Origin of the sequence: Mesorhizobium sp. 8 (assembly GCF_006351905.1) — a bacterium.
Taxonomy (GTDB): Bacteria; Pseudomonadota; Alphaproteobacteria; order Rhizobiales; family Rhizobiaceae; genus Mesorhizobium; species Mesorhizobium composti.
In genome coordinates, this window is record NZ_CP040914.1 from 1968705 (window position 1) to 1989376 (window position 20672).

At 66.0% G+C, this 20672-nt stretch carries 25 protein-coding genes; 10 read left to right on the forward strand and 15 right to left on the reverse strand.

Annotated elements, in window-relative coordinates; translation table 11 throughout:
* The first annotated feature begins 14 nt into the window (after positions 1–14).
* Positions 15–575: a TIGR02281 family clan AA aspartic protease gene (locus FGU64_RS09530; RefSeq protein ID WP_139955325.1), complete on the forward strand. Its 561-nt coding sequence runs from the start codon at positions 15–17 to the stop codon at positions 573–575.
* A gap of 29 nt (positions 576–604) precedes the next feature.
* Here FGU64_RS09530 and FGU64_RS09535 read toward each other — a convergent pair whose 3' ends face one another.
* Positions 605–1573, reverse strand: a complete 969-nt coding sequence (locus FGU64_RS09535) for an AraC family transcriptional regulator (protein WP_139952848.1) — start codon at positions 1571–1573, stop codon at positions 605–607.
* A 73-nt stretch (positions 1574–1646) separates the two neighbouring features.
* On the opposite strand from FGU64_RS09535, the gene FGU64_RS09540 reads away from it, so the two are divergent.
* Positions 1647–2870 carry an MFS transporter gene (locus FGU64_RS09540; protein WP_139952851.1) on the forward strand — a complete coding sequence of 408 codons (1224 nt, stop codon included), beginning with the start codon at positions 1647–1649 and terminating at the stop codon, positions 2868–2870.
* A 52-nt stretch (positions 2871–2922) separates the two neighbouring features.
* Here the strand turns inward: FGU64_RS09540 and deoA are convergent, their stop codons facing one another.
* The 6 genes from deoA to FGU64_RS09570 form a co-directional block, all read right to left on the reverse strand.
* Positions 2923–4239 (reverse strand): thymidine phosphorylase, encoded by a 1317-nt coding sequence (deoA, locus tag FGU64_RS09545; protein WP_139952854.1) that lies wholly within the window; start codon positions 4237–4239, stop codon positions 2923–2925.
* 11 nt (positions 4240–4250) lie between these two features.
* Positions 4251–5057: a purine-nucleoside phosphorylase gene (locus tag FGU64_RS09550; RefSeq protein ID WP_139952858.1), complete on the reverse strand. Its 807-nt coding sequence runs from the start codon at positions 5055–5057 to the stop codon at positions 4251–4253.
* A 25-nt stretch (positions 5058–5082) separates the two neighbouring features.
* The gene (cdd, locus tag FGU64_RS09555) at positions 5083–5475 is read right to left on the reverse strand and encodes a cytidine deaminase (RefSeq protein WP_139952862.1); all 393 of its coding nucleotides are present in this window, start codon (positions 5473–5475) and stop codon (positions 5083–5085) included.
* A gap of 77 nt (positions 5476–5552) precedes the next feature.
* Entirely contained in the window at positions 5553–6524 is a 972-nt protein-coding gene (locus FGU64_RS09560; RefSeq protein ID WP_136356493.1) for an ABC transporter permease, read from the reverse strand.
* Position 6525: 1 nt separating this feature from the next.
* Positions 6526–7665 (reverse strand): ABC transporter permease, encoded by a 1140-nt coding sequence (locus tag FGU64_RS09565; protein ID WP_139952865.1) that lies wholly within the window; start codon positions 7663–7665, stop codon positions 6526–6528.
* On the reverse strand, positions 7662–9194 hold the full coding sequence (locus tag FGU64_RS09570) for an ABC transporter ATP-binding protein (RefSeq protein ID WP_139952868.1): 1533 nt from the start codon (positions 9192–9194) through the stop codon (positions 7662–7664). The genes FGU64_RS09565 and FGU64_RS09570 overlap by 4 nt, the downstream gene beginning before the upstream one ends.
* A 189-nt stretch (positions 9195–9383) precedes the next feature.
* Between FGU64_RS09570 and FGU64_RS09575 the strand changes: the two genes are divergently transcribed.
* Both FGU64_RS09575 and FGU64_RS09580 read left to right on the forward strand, forming a co-directional pair.
* Entirely contained in the window at positions 9384–9593 is a 210-nt protein-coding gene (locus FGU64_RS09575) for a SlyX family protein (RefSeq protein WP_139952871.1), read from the forward strand.
* 9 nt (positions 9594–9602) lie between these two features.
* On the forward strand, positions 9603–10010 hold the full coding sequence (locus FGU64_RS09580; protein WP_139952874.1) for a hypothetical protein: 408 nt from the start codon (positions 9603–9605) through the stop codon (positions 10008–10010).
* On the opposite strand, the gene FGU64_RS09585 is transcribed toward FGU64_RS09580, so the two are convergent.
* The 5 genes from FGU64_RS09585 to FGU64_RS09605 form a co-directional block, all read right to left on the reverse strand.
* Positions 9989–10447 carry a GNAT family N-acetyltransferase gene (locus tag FGU64_RS09585; RefSeq protein WP_246671277.1) on the reverse strand — a complete coding sequence of 153 codons (459 nt, stop codon included), beginning with the start codon at positions 10445–10447 and terminating at the stop codon, positions 9989–9991. The two genes, FGU64_RS09580 and FGU64_RS09585, sit on opposite strands and share 22 nt — an antisense overlap.
* An 88-nt stretch (positions 10448–10535) precedes the next feature.
* The gene (locus FGU64_RS09590; RefSeq protein WP_139952898.1) at positions 10536–11525 is read right to left on the reverse strand and encodes a BMP family ABC transporter substrate-binding protein; all 990 of its coding nucleotides are present in this window, start codon (positions 11523–11525) and stop codon (positions 10536–10538) included.
* A 221-nt stretch (positions 11526–11746) separates the two neighbouring features.
* Positions 11747–12424: a peptide-methionine (S)-S-oxide reductase MsrA gene (gene msrA / locus FGU64_RS09595; RefSeq protein WP_139952902.1), complete on the reverse strand. Its 678-nt coding sequence runs from the start codon at positions 12422–12424 to the stop codon at positions 11747–11749.
* A 30-nt stretch (positions 12425–12454) separates the two neighbouring features.
* Positions 12455–12778 carry a hypothetical protein gene (locus tag FGU64_RS09600; RefSeq protein WP_139952905.1) on the reverse strand — a complete coding sequence of 108 codons (324 nt, stop codon included), beginning with the start codon at positions 12776–12778 and terminating at the stop codon, positions 12455–12457.
* A gap of 128 nt (positions 12779–12906) precedes the next feature.
* On the reverse strand, positions 12907–13806 hold the full coding sequence (locus FGU64_RS09605) for a methylated-DNA--[protein]-cysteine S-methyltransferase (protein WP_139955326.1): 900 nt from the start codon (positions 13804–13806) through the stop codon (positions 12907–12909).
* 131 nt (positions 13807–13937) lie between these two features.
* On the opposite strand from FGU64_RS09605, the gene FGU64_RS09610 reads away from it, so the two are divergent.
* Positions 13938–14762: a class I SAM-dependent methyltransferase gene (locus FGU64_RS09610; RefSeq protein WP_139952909.1), complete on the forward strand. Its 825-nt coding sequence runs from the start codon at positions 13938–13940 to the stop codon at positions 14760–14762.
* Positions 14763–14765: 3 nt separating this feature from the next.
* Here the strand turns inward: FGU64_RS09610 and FGU64_RS09615 are convergent, their stop codons facing one another.
* Entirely contained in the window at positions 14766–15275 is a 510-nt protein-coding gene (locus tag FGU64_RS09615; RefSeq protein ID WP_139952913.1) for a DUF2244 domain-containing protein, read from the reverse strand.
* 23 nt (positions 15276–15298) lie between these two features.
* On the opposite strand from FGU64_RS09615, the gene nth reads away from it, so the two are divergent.
* On the forward strand, positions 15299–16108 hold the full coding sequence (gene nth / locus FGU64_RS09620) for an endonuclease III (protein WP_139952916.1): 810 nt from the start codon (positions 15299–15301) through the stop codon (positions 16106–16108).
* Positions 16109–16208: 100 nt separating this feature from the next.
* Here the strand turns inward: nth and FGU64_RS23510 are convergent, their stop codons facing one another.
* Together FGU64_RS23510 and FGU64_RS23515 are read right to left on the reverse strand one after the other, a co-directional pair.
* Complete coding sequence (locus FGU64_RS23510) at positions 16209–16454, reverse strand: DUF2214 family protein (RefSeq protein ID WP_246671278.1); 246 nt, start codon at positions 16452–16454, stop codon at positions 16209–16211.
* A complete protein-coding gene (locus FGU64_RS23515; RefSeq protein WP_246671279.1) occupies positions 16442–16663 on the reverse strand; it encodes a DUF2214 family protein in 222 nt (73 codons plus the stop codon). Before FGU64_RS23515 ends, FGU64_RS23510 begins: the two co-directional genes overlap by 13 nt.
* A gap of 188 nt (positions 16664–16851) precedes the next feature.
* Here FGU64_RS23515 and FGU64_RS09630 point away from each other — a divergent pair, with 188 nt between their 5' ends.
* The 4 genes from FGU64_RS09630 (at position 16852) to FGU64_RS09645 (ending at position 20660) form a co-directional block, all read left to right on the forward strand.
* On the forward strand, positions 16852–17394 hold the full coding sequence (locus tag FGU64_RS09630; RefSeq protein WP_139952919.1) for a GNAT family N-acetyltransferase: 543 nt from the start codon (positions 16852–16854) through the stop codon (positions 17392–17394).
* Positions 17395–17522: 128 nt separating this feature from the next.
* Positions 17523–18488 carry a tripartite tricarboxylate transporter substrate-binding protein gene (locus FGU64_RS09635; protein WP_139952922.1) on the forward strand — a complete coding sequence of 322 codons (966 nt, stop codon included), beginning with the start codon at positions 17523–17525 and terminating at the stop codon, positions 18486–18488.
* Positions 18489–18595: 107 nt separating this feature from the next.
* Entirely contained in the window at positions 18596–19132 is a 537-nt protein-coding gene (locus FGU64_RS09640; RefSeq protein WP_139952924.1) for a tripartite tricarboxylate transporter TctB family protein, read from the forward strand.
* Positions 19133–19136: 4 nt separating this feature from the next.
* Positions 19137–20660, forward strand: coding sequence for a tripartite tricarboxylate transporter permease (locus FGU64_RS09645; protein ID WP_139952927.1), 1524 nt, complete (start codon positions 19137–19139; stop codon positions 20658–20660).
* The last annotated feature ends 12 nt before the right edge of the window (positions 20661–20672 follow it).

A 20672-nucleotide genomic window follows, 5' to 3' on the forward strand; every position in this document is an offset into this window, starting at 1 on the left:
CACGGGGCTCGGCCATGCTGCGCAAGCTTCTCATTCTCGGCATATGCGCCGGCTCGTCGGCCTCTGTGCCGATGCTCTATCAGGCGCACCCGCAGGCCTTCGAGCGCCTGCTCGATCTCGCCATGAGCCGGCCCGCCGCCCGCGACGTTGCTCAACCAATACCAGCGAACGCCGTCCGCGAGGCCACGCCGCAGCAGCCGCTCGGCCGCAAGGTTCTTCTGCCAGCCGACGAGCGCGGCCATTTCCTCGCTTCCTTCAGGATCAACGGCAGAGCGGTGGAGGCGATGGTGGATACCGGCGCCACCGTGGTCGCGCTCAACCGCTCGACCGCCCGCAGGGCTGGCATCTCCTTGAGCCCCTCGGATTTCGACCGCGAGGTCGACACCGCCAACGGCAAGGTCAAGGCGGCGGCCGTCGAAATCGATACGTTGCAGATCGGCAGGATCGCCGTCGATCACGTTCCCGCCGTTGTGCTGGATGACAAGGCGCTCGCAACGACCCTGATCGGCATGAGCTTCCTGCAACGGCTCGACAAATTCCAGGTCGAGGACGGACAGCTGCTTCTGGCGCAGTAGCCGCACGCCATCGGCAGGCAAGGCCGCGTCTAAGCCGCGCCGTCCGCCTCTTCGCCGCGAAAACGGCTGGGCGGCGCGCCGATCACCCGCTTGAAGGCGCGGCTGAAGGCCGCTTCCGATTCATAGCCCAGCCGCGCGGCGACCACGGCGATGCGGGCGCGGTCGCGCATCAGCCACTGGCGAGCCTGGTGCATCCGCACTTCGGTGACGTATTTCAGCGGCGGCTTGCCGACGGTTGCCGCGAAGCGTTCAGCAAAGCCGGAGCGCGAAGCGCCCATGAGGTGAGCGAGCGCCTCCACCGTCCAGTCCCGCGCCGGGTCGAGGTGGATGGCGGCGAGCACGCGGCCGACGTCGCGGTCGCGCACCGCCGCCACCCAGCCGCTGGAATCGCCGCAGCCGCGCTCCACCCACGAACGGATGATGGTCGCGGCCAGCACGTCCGCCAGCCGCGCCAGGATTCCGCCGGAGCCGACGCGCTCCATCGTCACCTCGCGCGCCATCGAATCGAGCAGATGCGGAATGCCTGGCTCATAGGCTTCCAACCCGTGCGTGCGCATGAGCTCCGGCATCATGCCGAGCAGCGGATGCAGGCTGTCGATGTTGAAATACATGCTGCCGGAGAACAGCAGCGTCGGCTGCTGGCAGGCCGCGCCCTCATTGGTCAGGCAATAGACGTTCTTGCAGATTTCCGCGCTCCGGCAGTCGCCGACCGCCTTCGTGCGGCCATCCGGCTCGCTCGCCAGCGCATGCGCGCCGCCGCGCGGCAACAGCACCGCGTCGCCGGCTTGCAGTTCCACCCATTCGCCGTCGGGTTGCCGCAGCCAGCAGCCGCTCGAACCGACGAAGTGGAAGCGCGCCGCCGCCTGTGCGGGAAACTCCAATCCCCACGGCGCCCGCATCTCGCAGCGGGCATACTCGACGCCATCGAGCCGCAGTCCTCGCAATATGTCGGTCAGCGGATCGCCGGTGATGGGAAATTTGGACGAACGGTCAAGCATATTGGCTTTTCTAGCATGGAAACTCCAGAGCCCGCCACCCATTTTCCGTGTCCATCCTGACGGAGATTCACAAATGAGCCAGACAGCCATAGGCGTCGCCGACGCCACCCTGGACGACGCCGCATCGCCGGCGCCGTCGGTTCCGAAAGAGCGATCCGACCCGGCATGGGGCGCCGTTCTCTCGCTGACGCTCGGCGTGTTCGGCTTGGTGACGACGGAATTCCTGCCCGCCAGCCTGCTCACTCCGCTGGCCACCGATCTCGGCGTCAGCGAGGGTGCCGCCGGGCAGGCGGTGACGGCGACGGCGGTCGTTGCCGCCGTCACCGCGCCGACGCTCGCCATTCTCACGCGCACCATAGACCGCCGCCATGTCATGTGGGGGCTGACGGTGCTGCTGGTGGCCTCCAACCTGCTCGCCGCCTTGGCCACATCGCTGCCCATGCTTCTGCTCGCCCGCGTCGTTCTGGGCGTCGGCCTCGGCGGTTTCTGGGCGATGTCGGGCGCCATCGCGATGCGGCTGGTGCCGGCCGCGATGCTGCCGCGCGCCATGTCGATCATCCTCACCGGCGTATCGGTCGCCACCGTGTGTGCCGCCCCGATCGGCGCCTATCTCGGCGACCTGTGGGGATGGCGCGCCACTTTCCTGCTCGCCGCCGTCATCGGCGTGCTGACGCTTGCAGTCCAGCTTGCGACCATTCCGCGCCTGCCGCCGCTCGACGTGGCAAGCGTGCGCGCCCTGTTCGACGTCGGCCGCAACCGCATGATCCGCATCGGGCTCATCGCCATCCTGCTGGTGGCGTCGGGCAATTTCGCCGGTTTCACCTATGTACGCACCTTCCTCGAGCAAGTTCCCGTCCTCGACATCGAGACGATCTCGCTGGTCCTGCTCGCTTTCGGCGTCGCCGGCTTCTTCGGCAACCTCGCCGGCGGTTTCGTCGCCGGCCGCAGCCTCAGGCTGGCGCTCAGCCTGGCGCCGCTGATCATGGCCGTCGCAGCCCTCATCCTGGTTATAGCCGGTGCATCGCCGCTCTTCGCCGCGATCGGCATCGCCCTGTGGGGCTTCGGCTTCGGCGGCGTACCGGTCAGCGTGCAGACCTGGATGATCCGCGCCGCGCCCGAGCAGGCCGAGAGCGCTGGTGGCCTGATGGTGACGGCCTTCCAGGTGGCCATCGCCTCCGGCGCCGTCTTCGGCGGCGTCTTGGTGGACCATGTCGGCGTGCTCGGCCCGTTCGTCCTCTTCGGCCTCGCCGCACTGTCAGCCGCCATCGTAGTCGCCTTGTTGACACCACGGCATTGAATCGGCCCATTCTCTGCCACTGGCCGGGTGCGCGATCGCCCGGCCTTTTTCGTCAACGGGCGGCGATGCGCCGGATGATTACCTTCTCCGGCGGCGGCTTGGCCGGGCCGATCGCATAGGCATCGCGGACCGCCGCGATCGCCACCTCGGCTTGCGCCTCGCCGCGTGCATGGACCAGCGCCAGCGCATCGCCGGCGCGGACTTCCGCCCCGACCGGCAGCAATTCTGTCAGGCCGACGGCCGGATCGACCTTGTCGTCCGGACGCCTGCGTCCGCCGCCGAGTTCAACGACGGCAAGCCCGATCTCCCGCGTCTCGATGCCGGTGACGAAGCCGGTCCGCCGTGCCTCGACCTTACGGACGACAGGCGCTGCGGGCAGATAGGCGGCGGCCCGCTCGACGAAATCCGCCGGTCCGCCAAGGGCTGCCACCATGCGTCCGAACACGGCGGCGGCGCGGCCTCCCTCCAGCGCCTCGGCGGCGCGGCGCAGGCCGTCCTGGTTGGAGGCCGCCAGCCCTGTCGAATGCAGCATCTCGGCGGCAAGCGCCAACGTCACCTCACCCAGGCGCCGGTCGCGCCGGCGCCCGGTGAGGAAATCGACGGCGTTCATCACCTCGACCGCATTGCCGGCGCAGGATGCCAGCGGCTCGTTCATGCCGGTGATCAGCGCGGTCGCCGCAAGCTCGGCCCCGTTCGCCACTTCGACAAGGCTGGACGCCAGCTTCGCCGCCTCGCGCGGGCGTTCCATGAAGGCGCCATTGCCGACCTTGACGTCGAGCACGAGCGAACCGAGCCCCGCCGCCAGTTTCTTCGACAGGATGGAGGCGGTGATCAGCGGCACCGATTCCACCGTGCCGCTGACATCGCGGATGGCATAGAGCCGCTTGTCGGCCGGCGCTAGGTCGCCGGTCTGGCCGATGATGGCGCAGCCGGTCTCGCGTACGGCCTTGCGGAACAGGGCGATGTCCGGCTGGCTGGCATAGCCGGGAATGGCATCCATCTTGTCCAGCGTGCCGCCGGTATGGCCGAGACCTCTTCCCGAGATCATCGGCACGAAGGCACCGCAGGCCGCCACGATGGGCGCCAGCATCAGCGAGACGTTGTCGCCGACGCCGCCGGTGGAATGCTTGTCGGTGACAGGGCCGGGCAGGTCCGACCAGTCGAGCACGTCGCCGGAAGAGCGCATGGCCATCGTCAGCGCCACCGCCTCCTCGCGGCTCATGCCGCGCAACAGCACCGCCATGGCGAAGGCGCCCGCCTGCGCATCGGCGACCGAACCGTCCGTCAGTCCGGCGACGAAGGCGGCAATCTCCTCCGCCGACAGCTTCAGGCCGTCACGTTTCCTGCGGATGATTTCCTGGGGAAGCATGGCTTGCCTAACTACCCCTCCAGCATGCCATCCTCAAACACCTTCCTCAGCACCGAGGCGAGCCGCGCGCCGCCGAGCGGCGCCATGTCCTTGGTTTCCTGGTGCGACAGTTCCGCCCCCGTCATGCCGGCAGCCAGGTTGGTGATGACCGAGCAGGCCGCGACTTTCAGGCCATAGAATCGCGCCAGGATGACTTCGGGCACCGTCGACATGCCGACCGCGTCGGCGCCCATGATGCGCGCCATGCGGATTTCAGCCGGCGTCTCGAAGGAGGGGCCTGAGAACCACATGTAGACGCCCTTGTGGAGGTGGATGTCCACCGCCTCGGCCGCCCGCTCGATGGCCGAGCGCAGACCGGCGTCGTAGGCTTCCGTCAGGCCAACGAAGCGGCGGTCCGTCGGCTCGCCGAACAGCGGGTTGGAGCCGGAGAAATTGATGTGGTCGGTGACCAGCATAACCGAACCCGGCAGCATCTCGGGGTCCAGTGAGCCAGCGGCATTGGTGAGGATGAGCCGGGTCACGCCGATGCCGGCCAGCGTCTCGATGACCGGGCGCATGACGGCGGCGTCGCCGTGCTCGTAATAGTGGGCACGGCCGGCCAGCATCAGCACCGGCTTGCCGCCGAAGCGGCCGGCCACCACCTCGCCGGCATGCCCGGTGACGCCGCTTGCCGGAAATCCCTGCAGGTCGGAATAGGGAATGCGCACCGCGTCCTCGACCTCACCGGCGAGGACACCCAGACCGGAACCCAGCACCAGCGCCGCCTGCGGCACCAGCCCGTCCAGCCTTTCCACCAGAAGATCGATCGCTTCCTTCATGCCTTCTGCTTCATGTTGCCATCGCTCATGTCCATGTATCGCCACGGAAACCGTAAGGCAGCATATCACCCATCGTCACGGTTTCGGCCACGCCGGTTTCGTCGCACAGATAGAGCTTCGCCTCGGGGCCTGCGAACTCTGCCAGCCGCTGGCGGCAGCCGCCGCAGGGCGTGCATTTCGCCATCCGCTCGGCGATCACGGCGATCTCGACGATCCTGCCGCCGCCGCCCATGATGTAGTGGCCGAGCGCCGTGGTCTCGGCACACCAGCCTTCCGGGAAGGAAGCCACCTCGATGTTGGCGCCGGCGAAGACGCGGCCGTCCTCGGTGCGGATCGCCGCGCCGACGGGGAATTTGGAATAGGGCGCATAGGCTTTCGCCATGGCGGTCTTCGCGGCGAGGTAGAGATCGTGTGACATGAGCTTTTCCAAGCGAACAGCGAGTGGCGGACAGGAAGCAGAAGCGACGGGCGGTTTCCTATCCGCTACTCCCCGTTCTACCTTTCCTTGACATAGGGCACGCCGCCGGCTCTCGGCGGGATGGCCTTGCCGATGAAGCCGGCGAGCAGCACCACGGTCAGCACATAGGGCAGCGCCTGCATGAACTGCACCGGCACCTTGCCGATGACCGGCAGCGGCGAGCCTTGCAGGCGGATGGCGATCGCATCGAGGAAACCGAACAGAAGGCAGGCGAACATCGCGTTGACCGGCTTCCACTTGGCGAAGATCAGCGCGGCCAGCGCGATGAAGCCCTTGCCGGCGGTCATGTCCTTGACGAAGCCGGCGTTCTGCACCATCGCCAGATAAGCGCCGGCGATGCCCGTCAGGATGCCGGTGCAGATGACGGCGCGGTAGCGCAGCCATTCCACCGATATGCCGGCCGTGTCCACCGCAGCCGGATTCTCGCCGACGGCGCGCAGCCGCAATCCGAAGCGGGTGCGGAACAGCACCCACCAGGTGAACGGCACCGCCAGAAAGGCAATGTAGACCAGCAGCGAATGGCCCGAGATTAACTCGGAATAGATCGGTCCTATGATCGGCACATCCCTGATGGCGTCGGCGCCAGGAAAGACGATCGCCTCGAAGCGCTCCCCCGGCGCCAGCGCCGGGGTGCGGCCGCCCTGTTGGAACCAGGCCTGGCCGAGGATGATGGTGGAGCCGGCGGCGACGAAGTTGATCGCCACGCCCGAGACGATCTGGTTGCCGCGGTGGGTGATAGAGGCGAAGCCATGCACCAGCGCCAAGGCCACCGAAATCAGGATGCCCATGCCGAGCCCGATCCAGGCGGAATGGAACACCGATGCGGCGGCGGCGGACGCGAAGGCACCGGCCAGCATCTTGCCTTCCAACCCGATGTCGAAGATGCCCGACCGCTCGGAATAGAGCCCGGCGAGGCAGGCAAGCAGCAGCGGCACCGACAGGCGGATGGTGGAGTCCAGCGTCTGGACGGCGACGTTGAAGAAATCCATCTCAGGCCCCCTTGCCTGCTTCCGCCATGCCGACCGATTTCGGGCTGAGCGAGGCGAACAGGGCCTGAATAGCGGGGCGGAACATATGCTCCAGCGCACCCGCGAACAGGATGACGAGTCCCTGGATGATGACGATCATGTCGCGGCTGATGTTGGGCATCTCGAAGGAAAGCTCGGCGCCGCCCTGGTAGAGCATGCCGAACAGGATCGAGGCGAGCACGATGCCGACCGGATGCGAGCGTCCCATCAGCGCCACGGCGATACCGACGAAGCCTGCACCGGAGACGAAGTCCAGCGCCACGTTGTGCTGGTCGCCCATGGTCGGGTTGAGCGCCATCATGCCCGACAGGGCGCCCGAGATCATCATGGCGACGAGGATGATGCGCGTTTCCGAAATGCCGGCATAGCGCGCCGCCTTAGGCGAGAAGCCGTAGGTGCGCATCTCGTAGCCGAGCTTGGTGCGCCAGATCAGCAGCCACACCAGCCAGGCCATCACCAGCGCCAGGATGAAGGAGATGTTGAACGGCGCCGAGCGGATCTTCGCGAAACCGAACAGCTCGATCAGCCAGTTCAGCTTCGGCAATTGCGCGCCGTCGAGAAAATTGCGCGTCTGCGGCGCCATCGCGCCGACCGGCTTGATGACGTCCACCAGCATGTAGACCATGATCGAGGCGGCGATGAAGTTGAACATGATCGTCGTGATGACGATGTGCGAGCCGCGTTTGGCTTGCAACCATGCCGGGATCAGCGCCCACAACGCGCCGAACAGGGCCGCCGCCGCGATGGCGATGGGAAAGAGCAGATACCACGGCAGCACGCTGTCGAGGCTGAGGCATACGATGGCGATGCCGAGGCCGGCGATATAGCCCTGCCCCTCGCCGCCGATGTTGAACAGCCCACAATGGAAAGCCACCGCGACCGAGAGGCCGGAAAAGATGAAGGTGGTGGCATAGAACAGCGTATAGGCGATGCCCTGCCCGCGCCCGAACGCGCCCTCGACCAGGATGACGGCGGCGCGGAACGGGTTCTCGCCGACCAGAAGCACCACCAGCCCGGCGACGATGAAGGCGACGGCGAGGTTGACGAGGGGGATCAGTCCGTAATCGGCCCAGGCGGGCAGCTTGGCATAGGGCGTGCTCATTCGGCCGCTTCCTTCTGCTCGACGCCGGCCATCAACAGGCCGAGCTCGCCTTCACCGGCTTCCGGCCCGCGTTCGCCGACGATGCGGCCGGCGAACATCACCAGGATACGGTCGGACAGCGAGCGGATCTCGTCCAGTTCGACCGACACCAGAAGCACCGCCTTGCCGGCGTCGCGCATGGCGATCAGCCGCTTGTGGATGAACTCGATGGCGCCGACATCGACGCCGCGCGTCGGCTGGCCGACGATGAGGACGCCGGGATCCTGCTCGATTTCCCGCGCCAGCACGATCTTCTGCTGGTTGCCGCCGGAAAAATTGGCGGTCTTCAGCCGCGGATTGGACGGCCTTATGTCGTATTTCTCAATCTTGTCTTTGGCGTCGGCGACAATCGCGTCGATGTTGAGCAGCGGCCCCTTCAGGTAGCGCGGGTCGTCGTGATAGCCGAGAATGGAATTCTCATTCTCCTCGAAAGCCAGAACCAGCCCGACATGGTGACGGTCCTCAGGCACATGCGCCAGCCCTCGCTCGCGCAACTCGCCGGGATCGGCAGCGCCCGTCAGGTCGATCGGCTTGCCGTCCAACATCGCGCTGCCGGAAACCGCGTTGCGGATTCCCGAAATCGCCTCCAGAAGCTCCGACTGGCCGTTGCCGGCGACGCCGGCGATGCCGACGATCTCGCCGGCGCGCACGTCGAACGACACGTCGTCGACCATGGTGACGCCGCGCGAATCCCGGACGACGAGGTTCTTCACCGAGAGCTTGACGGCGCCGGGCTTCGCCTCGCCTTTGTCGACCCTCAGGAGCACGCGCCGCCCGACCATCAGTTCAGCCAGTTCCTCCACCGTGGTCTTGGCCGTTTCGCGGGTGGCGACCATCGTGCCCTGCCGCATGACCGAGACCGTGTCGGTGATCGCCATGATCTCACGCAGCTTGTGGGTGATGAGGACAACCGTCTTCCCCTGTTCCTTCAACTGCTTGAGGATGCGGAACAGGTGGTCGGCCTCGGCCGGCGTGAGCACGCCGGTCGGCTCATCGAGGATGAGGATTTCGGCGCCGCGATAGAGCGCCTTGAGGATTTCAACGCGCTGCTGCAAGCCGACGGGCAGTTCCTCGATCAGCGCGTCGGGATTGACCTGCAACCCGTATTCGCGCTCCAGCCTGACCAGTTCCGAGCGCGCCTTGGTGATCGACGAATTGAGCAGCGCGTTGCTTTCAGCGCCGAGGATGACGTTCTCCAGAACGGTGAAGTTGTCGACCAGCATGAAGTGCTGGTGCACCATGCCGATGCCGGCGGCGATGGCGTCGTTGGAGGTCTTGATCGAGGCCGGCTTGCCGTTGACTTTGATCTCCCCGCTGTCGGCCTGGTAAAATCCGTAAAGGATCGACATCAGCGTCGACTTGCCGGCACCGTTCTCGCCGACGATGCCGTGAATAGTGCCTCGCGCGACCTCTAGGTTGATGTCGCGGTTGGCATGTACCGGCCCAAAGCTTTTGTTGATGCCGATCAGCTCGATTGCGGCCTCAGCCATGCAGTCGTTCCCGTCGTGTTTTTATCGTTTGGTCAAAACGCCTAACACGTCGCCAGTTCCCTGCCAACGGCGCCGCTCCCGTTCCACTCTCGACAAATCGCGGCGCAATTGTCAATTTCCAAGGCAGTCACGATCGCCGTATTCGCAGCGATGATGTACGACGGATACGACAGGCGCAGGGAGGCGTCCATGGACAGCGCAGACGAACGGCTCACCGCGCTGGAAATCCGCGCCGCCGAGCAGGAACACACGATCGAGGAACTGTCCGGCCAGATCGCCGAGCAGTGGAAGGTCATGGACAGGATGCAGCGCAAACTGGATGCGCTGACGGAGCGTTTCCTGGCGCTGGAGGAGCAGGCGGCGCCGGACGTGCCGGTGACGAAGCCGCCGCACTGGTAGGAGGATCGCATGGCGGATCGCGCCACAAGCGGCGAGAGCGAGCAGCGCCGGCGCGCCGGCGACTATATCCTCGGCCGCATGAGCGAGAGCGAGCGCGAGCGGGCGGAACGCGACCTGGAGATTGATGCGGCCTTCCGCGACGCGGTTATCGCCCTTGCCAAGGACATGCACGTCTTCGGACGGACGGGAACGCCACCCTCCCCCGAACGCTGGCAGACGATCGTCGCCCGCATCGCCGACTTGCCGCAGATGCGGCAGGCGGACCTGTCGGGGATTGACCCCGAAAAGCCAGTCATCGGCACAGTGAAACGCACCGTCGGCATGGGCCTGCACGCGCTGCCGAACCGGCGCGCGATCGTCGTCGCGCTCGGCCTGATCGCGGCCTTCGCGCTGGGTTACCTGGCGGGCAGGTTATAGGGTAAGCGGCGGGACATCAGCATCATCGGCCCGTCGACCTCTTCGAATCTCTCGACGGAGCGCCAGCCGAGCGACGCATAGAACCGCCGTGCCTCCCAGGTGTAGAGATGCAGGGTTTCGACACCCTGCGCGCAGCCATGCGCCTCGACGGCCCTTACCAGCGCGGCGCCGATTCCGCGGCCGCGGAAGGCTGGCCCCACAACCAGCCCTGCCAGCCACGGCGTCACCTCGTGCGCGGCATCGAGTTCATCTCGAACGAGAAGAACCGTGCCCGCCAGCGCTCCATCGACACGCGCGACAAGCGAGACTTCGAGACCGTCGTCATTGGCCAGAAGCCCATGCAACCCTGCAATATCCTCATCGAGCGTACGATCGGAACCGTCGAAAAAGGCGGCCATGCGCAAGCGCGCCACCGGCTCGATGTCGTGCTCGGTCATCAATTCTATCACGGCATCCATGGCCCCCTCCAAAACAGAACCGCCGGGACGATGCCCGGCGGTTCGCATTCACAACGAGACTAACCGATCAGTACGGGCACTTGCTGTCCGTGGTGAAGTCATGCACCTCGATCTTGCCGTCGATGATGTCCTGCTTGGCCTTGTCGGCGGCAGCCTTCATCTCGGCGGTGACGAGATCCTTGTTGTTGTCGTCCATCGCGTAGTCGACGCCGCCTTCCTTCAGGCCGAGATGCTGTGCGCCGGCGGTGAACTTGCCGTCCTTGGCGTCCATCAGGCCGTTATAGACGGCGACGTCCACGCGCTTGACCATCGAGGTCAGCACATGGCCGGGCTGCAACCCGTTCTGGTTGGAATCGACGCCGATGCCGAGCTTGCCGGCATCCGCCGCCGCCTGCAGAACGCCGACGCCGGTACCGCCGGCCGCCGCGTAGATCACGTCGGCGCCCTGGTCCATCTGAGTCTTGGCGATCTCGCCGCCCTTGGCCGGATCGTTCCAGGCCGCCGGCGTGTCGCCGGTCATGTTGTAGACGACCTCGGTGGCGCCGGCCGCCTTGGCGCCGCCGACATAGCCGCAGCCGAACTTGCGGATGAGCGGAACGTCCATGCCGCCGATGAAGCCGACCTTGTGGCTCTTGGAGGCCATCGCCGCCAGCACGCCGACGACATAGGAACCTTCATTCTCCTTGAAGGTGACCGAACGCACGTTCGGCGCATCGACGGCGTCGTCGATGATCTCGAACTTGGTGTCGGGATAGTCCGCCGCCACCTTCGTCAGCGAATCGACGAAGGAGAAGCCGGTCATGATGATCGGGTTGCGGCCGTCTTCAGCGAAGCGGCGCAGTGCCTGCTCGCGCTGCGAGGCGTTGGAAATCTCGAAATCGACATAGTCGATGCCGGTTTCCTTCTTGAACTTTTCGGCGCCGTTATAGGCAGCCTCGTTGAACGACTTGTCGAACTTGCCGCCGAGATCATAGAGGAGCGCCGGCTTGATATCGTCGGCCAAGGCCGGAAAAGCCAGTGCGGTTGCGGCCAGCAGGCCGAGAACGATACGTTTCATGTGATCCACACCCTGTCGGTTTCATTGCTTGTGCGCCGTCCGCCACCGCCCCTCAGCGGCTGCCGGACAGCGTTCCGGCAGGAGTGTACGCCTCCCGCTTGCGCGCAATCTTGCACGCTCGCGAACAAAATTCACCTGGAATTTTGACCTTTTGGAAAACCATGGCGCGGGAGGCGGACGCCATGGCAAATCCGCCGCGACGGCGGCAAAGGCAGTCCGCGTCAGGCCGTGGCGGCCACTGGTGCCGCCGTTGGAATGGCGCAGGCGACGCCGGTCCCCTTCAGGCCGCAATAGCCGTTAGGGTTCTTGGCGAGATACTGCTGATGCTCTTCCTCGGCGAAATAGAAATTGCCGGCCGGCTCGATCTCGGTGGTGATCCTGTCGCGGCCCGCCCCCTTCAGCGACGCCTGATAGGCATCGCGCGAGGCGACGGCCTGCTGGTATTGCGCCTCGTTGAAGGTGTAGATCGCCGAGCGGTAGGTGGTGCCGACGTCGTTGCCCTGGCGCATGCCCTGCGTCGGATCGTGCGCTTCCCAGAAAATCTTGAGCAGCGTGGCGTAGGACACGACCTTCGGATCGAAGACGACAAGCACGGTTTCCGCATGGCCGGTCAGCCCGGTGCAGGTTTCCTGATAGGTCGGATTGGGCGTGAAGCCGCCGGAATAACCCGACGCCGTCACCCACACCCCTTCGACCTGCCAGAACAGGCGCTCCGCGCCCCAGAAGCAGCCGAGCGCGAACAGCGCCGTCTCCATGCCGTCCGGATAAGGTCCCTTGAGCGGATGCTTGAGCACATAGTGCTTTGCCGCCGTCGGGATCGGTTTGGCGCGGCCGGGCAGTGCCTCCTGCGGCTTCGGCAGGTTGAGCTTCTTGTTCAGCATATCGCTCAGGAAGAACATGGGGTCTTTTCCTTTCCGGCCGGCGCGGCGTCAGCCGGCGGCGAAGCGCGTGGCCTTTCGTTGCGGCTTGTAGCCGATCATATAGAGCAGCAGGGCAAGCACAGCGAACACCGCGAAGCCCGGCTGGCTGATGATCCAGTTGACCGCCGTATCCCAGACGAGCGGCTGCACCTTTTCCCGCACGAAGCTTTCGGCCGCGCCCAGCGTATCGGGCGAGACCGCGTTCCAGCTCGTCTTCAGCGGCGTCATCACCAGATGCGCCGCAGCGACCGTGCGAGTCGCGTCGAGCACCGCCATGATGACGGAAACAGCAAGCGCGACCATGGCGGCCAGGCGAAAGAGGAAGCGGATCATCGTCTATTCCGGCGTCTTTCCGGCGATAGATAAGACGCACCGGACAAGGACGCAATCGTGACACGCGAAAGTGAGGCCGCGTCAGGGCCTTTGGCATCTCGCCCGGCGCATCGGCGCCGGGCGAAGGGTCAGGCCGCGCCCAACTGGCCGGCTTCCCAGCCGAGGATGGCGCGCTTGCGGGTCAGGCCCCAATGATAGCCGGTCAGCGCGCCGGACTTGCCGATCGCCCTGTGGCAGGGCACGACGAAGGACAGCGGATTGGCGCCGACCGCCGCCCCGACCGCGCGGCTCGCCGTCGGCTGGCCGATCTGCCCGGCGATATCGGAATAGGTGCAGGCGCGGCCCATCGGCACGCGCAGCAGCGCTTCCCACACGCGGAGCTGGAAGTCGGTGCCAATCATGACGACCCTGAGCGGCCGGTCGGAACGCCATTGCGCCGGATCGAAGATGCGCGCCGCGTAAGGCGCGGTCGCCGCCATGTCCTCGACATAGGTGGCGTTCGGCCAGCGGCCGGTCATGTCGGCGAGTGCCGCGCGCTCCTCGCCGGCATCGGTGAAGGCCAGGCCCGCAAGGCCACGGTCGGTCACCATGATCAGCGCGATGCCGAAGGGCGAGATGTGATAGCCGTAGCGGATGGTCAGCCCCGCACCCCGGCTCTTGTAGTCGCCCGGCGACATCGCCTCATGAGTGACGAACAGGTCGTGCAGTCGGCCGGGACCGGACATGCCCAGTTCGAACGAGGTCTCCAGGAGCGGCATGCCGGAATCGAGCAGCCGCCGCGCATGGTCGAGCGTCACCGCCTGCAGGAAGGCCTTCGGCGACAGGCCGGCCCAGCGGGTGAACAGCTTCTGCAGGCCGTTCGGCGTCTCGCCGACCGCTTCGGCCAGCACCTCCAGCGAAGGCTGGTCGCGATAGTCGAGGCTGATCTTCTCGATGGCGCGGCGCACCACCTCGTAATCGCCGCCTTCCGGCGTGATGTCCCGTTCGAGCACGGGTTGCGGCTTCATCGTCGGCATGGATGCAGTCATAGACATATGAGCGTTCATGGCAATGTCTCCTTGGGTGTCGAATATCGGTTTTCCGCCGGTCTTCCTCCACCCGAAACTTGCCTTTCGCGCCATGGCATCCAGATTGCCAGCCTGCGCGAAGGAGAAAACGAATGGCCGCCGAAAAGGTCCGTCTCAGCAAGGAAAAGGAAACGCTGCTGATCACGCTCTACGGCAAGGCACTTGAAAGCCGCCGGCCGGATTCGCTGCTGCGGGACCGTTTCGCCGACGAGGCCGTCGGCAGGATCGACTACGATTTTTCCCGGCTGGGCGTCGACCGCAACCTGGCCGCCGGCCTGGCGGCGCGGGCGCGCATCATGGACGACTGGGTGCGTGATTTCCTCGCACGGAACGCGGACGCCGTGGTGCTGCATCTCGGCTGCGGACTGGATACCCGCGTCCAGCGCATCGATCCGCCGGCGGGCGTGGACTGGTTCGACGTCGACTATCCCGAAGTGATCGGCCTGCGGCGAAAACTCTATCCTGCGAAACCGAACCATCATCTCGTGCCGGCGTCGGTCGTCGAACTGGAATGGCTCGATGCCATCCCGAAGGATCGGCCCGCGATGGTCGTGGCGGAAGGGCTGACGCCGTACCTTCGGCCGGAAGCGGGCCGGCGGCTGTTTTCCGCGCTGGTCGAGCACCTGCCGTGCGGCGAAATCGTCTGTGAGGTCTACAGCGGACTCGGCCTGAAATTCGTCAGGAACAGCCCCGCCTGCAAGGCCACAGGTGCTGAATTGCACTGGGCGATCGACGATCCGCGCGAACTGGAGCAGGCCGCGCCCGGCCTGCGGCTGATCGAGGACCGGTCCGCCTACGACACGGAAGCGGCGGCGCGTATGACCCTGCCGGCGAGGATCTTCATTTTCTTCTGGGGCCTGATCCCGGCCCTGCGCCGGATCGGCCGCCTGCTGCGCTTCGGCTTCGGGCCGGCGTGAGGTTCAGCGCGCCTTGGCCCGCGCCAGCGCACGCGAAAAGGCCGCGGCGAAACTCTCGCGGTCGTCCGGGTTGAGGAAGGTGCCGATAGCGACGTCCTGGCCCTGCGCCTCCACGGCCATGCGGGTGATGCCGATCTCGGTGTGCCGCGCGACCGAGAACTTCGCCCAGAACGGATTGAAATGATGCGACTGGGCCTTGCCGGACGGCGCGACCTTCAGGATATCCAGCGCCGTGCGAGACACCGACACTTCCTCATGGGCGCGGGCGGCGCGGTAGTTGACGCGGAAGGCGAGATAGAGGCCGAGCACGTCCAGTCCGAAGAAGCTGAACACCGGCCAGGCGCCATGCGAGAGCATGAAGATGCCGGTCACCAGCCAACCGAACAGAAGCGCGCCCATGAGGATCATGAAGCCGGTACGGCCGAGAGACCGGTGCGGGGTCAGGAAGGCGTGGAAAAACGGCTCGTCGGCGGCGAAGCCGGCTGCCGCGGAGGCGGCGTTTGTATCGCTCATGATCAGCCATTATACGAGCTTGCATGAGCACCCCCAAGCCAAAAGATCGCCGCATCCCCAAAGCCTCTCCGAAGGGCGGCCGGCGCGACGGCCCCAACGCTGTCGTGCGGCCGCGCCCCGCCAAATCGTTCTGCCTGTACAGCCAGGCCGAGGTGCATGAGATATTCCGCCGCTTTTCGGTGCAGCGGCCGGAGCCGAAAGGCGAACTGGAATACGTCAACGCCTTCACGCTCCTGGTGGCGGTGGTGCTGTCGGCGCAGGCGACGGACGCCGGCGTCAACAAGGCGACGCGAGGGCTGTTCGAGGCAGCCGATACGCCGGAAAAGATGGCGGCGCTCGGCGAGGAAAAGATCGGCGCCTATATCCGCACCATCGGGTTGTGGCGCGCCAAGGCGAAGAACGTCGCCGCCCTTTCCGAAATGCTGGTCCGCGACCATGGCGGCAAGGTGCCGGAGACGCGCGACGAACTGGTCAAGCTGCCCGGCGTCGGCCGCAAGACCGCCAATGTCGTGCTCAACATCGCTTTCGGCCAGCACACGATGGCGGTGGACACTCACATCTTTCGCATCGGCAACCGCATCGGCCTAGCGCCCGGCAAGACACCCGAGGAAGTGGAGAAGCGGCTGATCGAGGTCATCCCGGACGAATACATGCGCCACGCCCATCACTGGCTGATCCTGCACGGGCGCTATGTCTGCAAGGCGCGCAAGCCCGACTGCCCGGCCTGCGTCATCGCCGACATCTGCAAATCGGCCGAGAAGACGACCAGCATTCCGGCCCCCCTGGTCGAGATCGGGCCGCTCGGCCCGGTGCCGGGGGAAACCGTCGCCTGAAGCATGTCTCCCGAAAGTGGGACCCGGTTCCGGGACAAAGACATGCGTAAAATCAAGAATCCGAAGCGTGCGGAGCGAATCCGAAAGATCGCGACACGCTTTAGAAGCCGTAGCCGCGCGCCATGGCCGCGGCAAAGACGGGAATGGCGAGGAAGACCGCAGCCTCGGCGCCGAGCGTGGAGCGCACCGAGGCGAGTTCCGCTTCGGGAACGCGCCAGCCCGCATCGGCCCTCGCCTGCCGGCTCCATGCCAGGAAACGCATCGTCGGCTTGATGGACAAGAGCCCGACGACGAGGAAGGCCGCCATCTTGGCCCAGAACACCCAGTTGTAGACTAGAACTCCCAACCCTTCAGGCCCCAGGTGACCCTCGCCGCGCCAACGACGATCACCAGCATGGCGACCATGCCGTAATGGCGGTCGATCCGTGCCAGCCGCCGCACCGTCGAGGCGGTCATGTCGTTGCGGACAAGCACGAATTCGGCCGCGATGATGCCGGCCAGCGAAAAAACCAGCAGGTGGTGCAGGATGGCGAGGACGAGGTCGGTAGCATCCATCTGTTTCTTCCTTCGATCGGCGGCGCAGCCTACCACCGCCCCGGCGATGATCGCAGCCGCCCGGTCGACGCCGTTGACGTCTCCTGACAATCGGCGAAGTGACGGTGTTGCCTCTCCGCAAGGGACATGCTGAACCTTGCCGTCGCCCTGCCAGGCCGGCATGTGGAGACGACCGAAAAGGAGACTGCATGGGGACGATCCATAAGAGCGCGCCGGTGCTGGAAACCGAGCGGACACTGTTGCGTCCGCACCGGCTGGAGGATTTCGTCGCCTATTGCGCCATGGGCGCCGATCCGGCCGTCTTCCGCTTCATCGGCGGCCGGGCGCGCACCCGCGAGGAGACGTGGCAGCGGCTGCTGCGCCATCCCGGCATGTGGTCGCTGATCGGCTTCGGCTTCTGGGCCATCGAGGATAGGGCAAGCGGCCGTTTCATCGGCGAGGCCGGCTTCCACGACCTCAAGCGCGCTATAGAGCCCTCAATCGAGGGCTTGCCCGAAGCCGGCTGGTCGCTCACCTCAGACATGCACGGCAAGGGGCTGGGCGGCGAGATCGTGCGGCGGATGCTGGAATGGGCGGACGGAGACTTGCGAGCGCCCCGCACCGTCTGCATCATCGATCCCGAAAACGCCGCGTCGCTCGGCGTCGCCCGCAAATGCGGCTATCGTGAATACGCCCGCACGACCTACCACGATGAGCCGACCATCCTGCTGGAGCGGGCAAACGACGCCTGAGCGATCCTTACGCGGTGTTTTCGTTGACAGCGCGGTTTCGATCTGCTCGATTTTTGCCGAAGCGCGTCCGCTGTCGGGTAGCGTTGAGAAAGGTGCCGAAGAAGGCACCGCAATCGGGAGGAGACACCATGCTGAACAGACGCGCATTTCTGGCGAGCACGGCCGCCATCGGCCTTGCCGCCTCGGTTGGCCCTGCATTCGCGGCGGACGCACCGCAACTCGAAATCTTCGTTCCGGCGGCGCCCGGTGGTGGCTGGGACCAGACGGCGCGCACCATGGATCAGGTGCTGCGCACGGATAAGCTGATTTCCGGATCGCAGATCACCAATGTCGGCGGCGCCGGCGGCACGGTCGGCCTGCCGCAGTTCGTCAGCCGCTACAAGGGCAAGGGCAACACCCTGATGGTCGGCGGCATGGTCATGGTCGGCGCGATCATCGCCAACAAGTCCGCCGTCAAGCTCGATCAGGTAACGCCGATCGCGCGGCTCACCGGCGAGTTCGAGGCACTGGTGGTACCGGCCGCCTCGCCGTTCAAGACCGTCGCCGACTTCATCGCCGCGCTGAAGGAAGACCCGACCAAGGTGCCGGTTGCCGGCGGTTCCGCCGGTGGCTCCGACCACATCCTGTTCGGCCTGATGGCCAAGACGGCGGGCGTCGACCCCACCAAGATCTCCTACGTGCCGTTCGCCGGCGGCGGCGAGGCGCTGGCAGCCCTCCTCGGCAACCAGGTGGCCGGCGGCATTTCCGGCTACGGCGAATTCTCCGAACAGGTCAAGGCCGGCACGCTGCGCGTGCTCGCCGTCTCGTCCGACAAGCGCCAGGAGGGCATCGACGCGCCGACGCTGAAAGAGTCGGGCATCGACGTCGAACTGTTCAACTGGCGCGGCGTCTTCGCCCCGCCGGACATCTCCGCCGATGACAAGGCGGCGATGGTCAAGATGATGGAGGACATGACCAAGAGCGCAGCCTGGGCCGAGGAATGCAAGAACCGTCAGTGGACGTCCATCCCGCTCACCGGCGAGGCCTACGAGACGTTCCTGAAGGAAGACATCGCCCGCATCGAAGGCATCCTCAAGGACCTCGGACTGGCCTGAAACTGACCGGAGGGGCGGCGCCAGCCGCCCCTTTACTCCCGCGCCGGTGAAGAGGGACGGCGGTGCGGACGCATGCGGTGGCGGTCTTGTGACCCCAGGGAGGACCTATGAGCGTTCATGACGAACCCGCCGCCCCGCGCGGCGTTGCCATGCCCGAACTCCTGATCGGCCTCGGCATGCTGGCCGCTGCCGGCGCCGTGCTGTGGCAGACGCTGGCGATCCCGGTGTCCCCGCTCTATTCCAAGGTCGGCCCGACCGTCTTTCCCTACATCACCACCGGCGGCATGCTGGTTCTGGCATTGCTGCTCATCAAAGCCGCCGTGCAGGGCGGCTGGCAGCCGGACGACGAGAAGGAAACGCCGACCGACTGGAAGTCGATGGGCTTCGTCGCCGCCGGCCTCGTCGCCAACATGCTGCTGATCGGCTCGCTCGGCTTCACCGCCGCCTCCGTCATCATGTTCGTGCTGGTCTGCTACGGCTTCGGCAGCCGTCACCCGCTGCGCGATCTCGGTATGGGCCTGGTCCTTTCGCTGGCGGCTTATTTCGGTTTCGCCAAGGCGCTGGGCGTCAACATCGGCGCCGGCTTCGTCGAGGATTTCGCCAACGGCGCGATCGCGACCGTGACTAGCTGGTTCGGAGCCTGACACGATGGACACGCTCGCCCAACTCGCCCATGGTTTCTCCGTCGCCTTTTCGCCGGTCAACCTGTTATGGTGCCTGCTCGGCACGACGCTCGGCACCGCCATCGGCGTGCTGCCCGGCCTCGGCCCGGCGCTGACCATCGCGCTGCTGCTGCCGATCACCTACCAGGTGGCGCCGGAAGCATCCTTCATCCTGTTCGCCGGCATCTACTACGGCGCCATGTATGGCGGCTCGACCACCTCCATCCTGCTCAACACGCCGGGCGAAAGCGCCACCATCGTCACCGCGCTGGAGGGCAACAAGATGGCGCGCTCGGGACGCGGGGGAGCCGCCCTCGCCACCTCGGCCATCGGCTCGTTCGTCGCCGGCACCATCGGCACGCTGGGCGTCGCCTTCCTGGCGCCGGTGGTGGTCAAGTTCGCCCTTTCCTTCGGCCCGGCCGAATATTTCTCGCTGATGGTGCTGGCCTTCATCACCGTCTCGGCGGTGCTCGGTTCCTCCGCCGTGCGCGGTCTTTCCAGCCTTTTCGTCGGCTTCGTCATCGGCATGATCGGCGTCGACCTGCAAACCGGGCAGCCGCGCTTCACCTTCGGCCTGACCGAACTGCTCGACGGCGTCGACGTCATCATCGCGGCGGTCGGCCTGTTCGCCGTCGGCGAGACGCTCTACGTCGCCTCGCGCCGCTATGCCGGCAAGGACGAGATCGTGCCGCTCAAGGGTTCCCTTTATATGACGGCGCAAGAATGGGCACGCTCATGGAAAGCCTGGATCCGCGGCGCCTTCATCGGCTTTCCCATCGGCGCCATGCCGGCCGGCGGCGCCGAGATCCCGACCTTCCTGTCCTACGCCGTCGAAAAGAAGCTGTCGAAGCACAAGGAGGAATTCGGCACGGTCGGCGCCATCGAGGGCGTCGCCGGACCGGAGGCGGCCAACAACGCCTCTGCCGCCGGCGTGCTGGTGCCGATGCTGACGCTGGGCCTGCCCACCTCGGCCACCGCCGCCATCATGCTGTCGGCCTTCCAGAGCTACGGCATCAATCCCGGCCCGCTGCTGTTCACCACCCAAGGCAACCTGGTCTGGGGCCTGATCGCCTCGCTGTTCATCGCCAACGTCATCCTGGTCATCCTCAACCTGCCGCTGATCGGCCTGTGGGTGAAACTCCTGAAAATCCCCGCCCCGCAGCTCTATGCCGGCATCCTGGTGTTCTCCACCGTCGGCACCTACGGCATCTCGCAATCGCCCATCGACCTCGTCGTGCTCTATCTGCTCGGTGCTGTTGGTTTCCTGATGCGGCGCTTCGATTTCCCGACCGCGCCGGTCATCATCGGCATGATCCTCGGACCGCTGGCGGAGGCGCAGTTCCGCCGTGCCATGACCATTTCCAACGGCGACTGGACGGTGTTCTTCACCCATCCGCTGTCGCTGACGCTGCTGATCCTCGCTTTCCTCGGCCTGCTCGGCCCGCACATCTGGGGCTATGTCGAACGTCGCCGGCTGAAGGGACAGGAGGCGGTGCCGGGCGATGCATGAGGATTTGAGGTG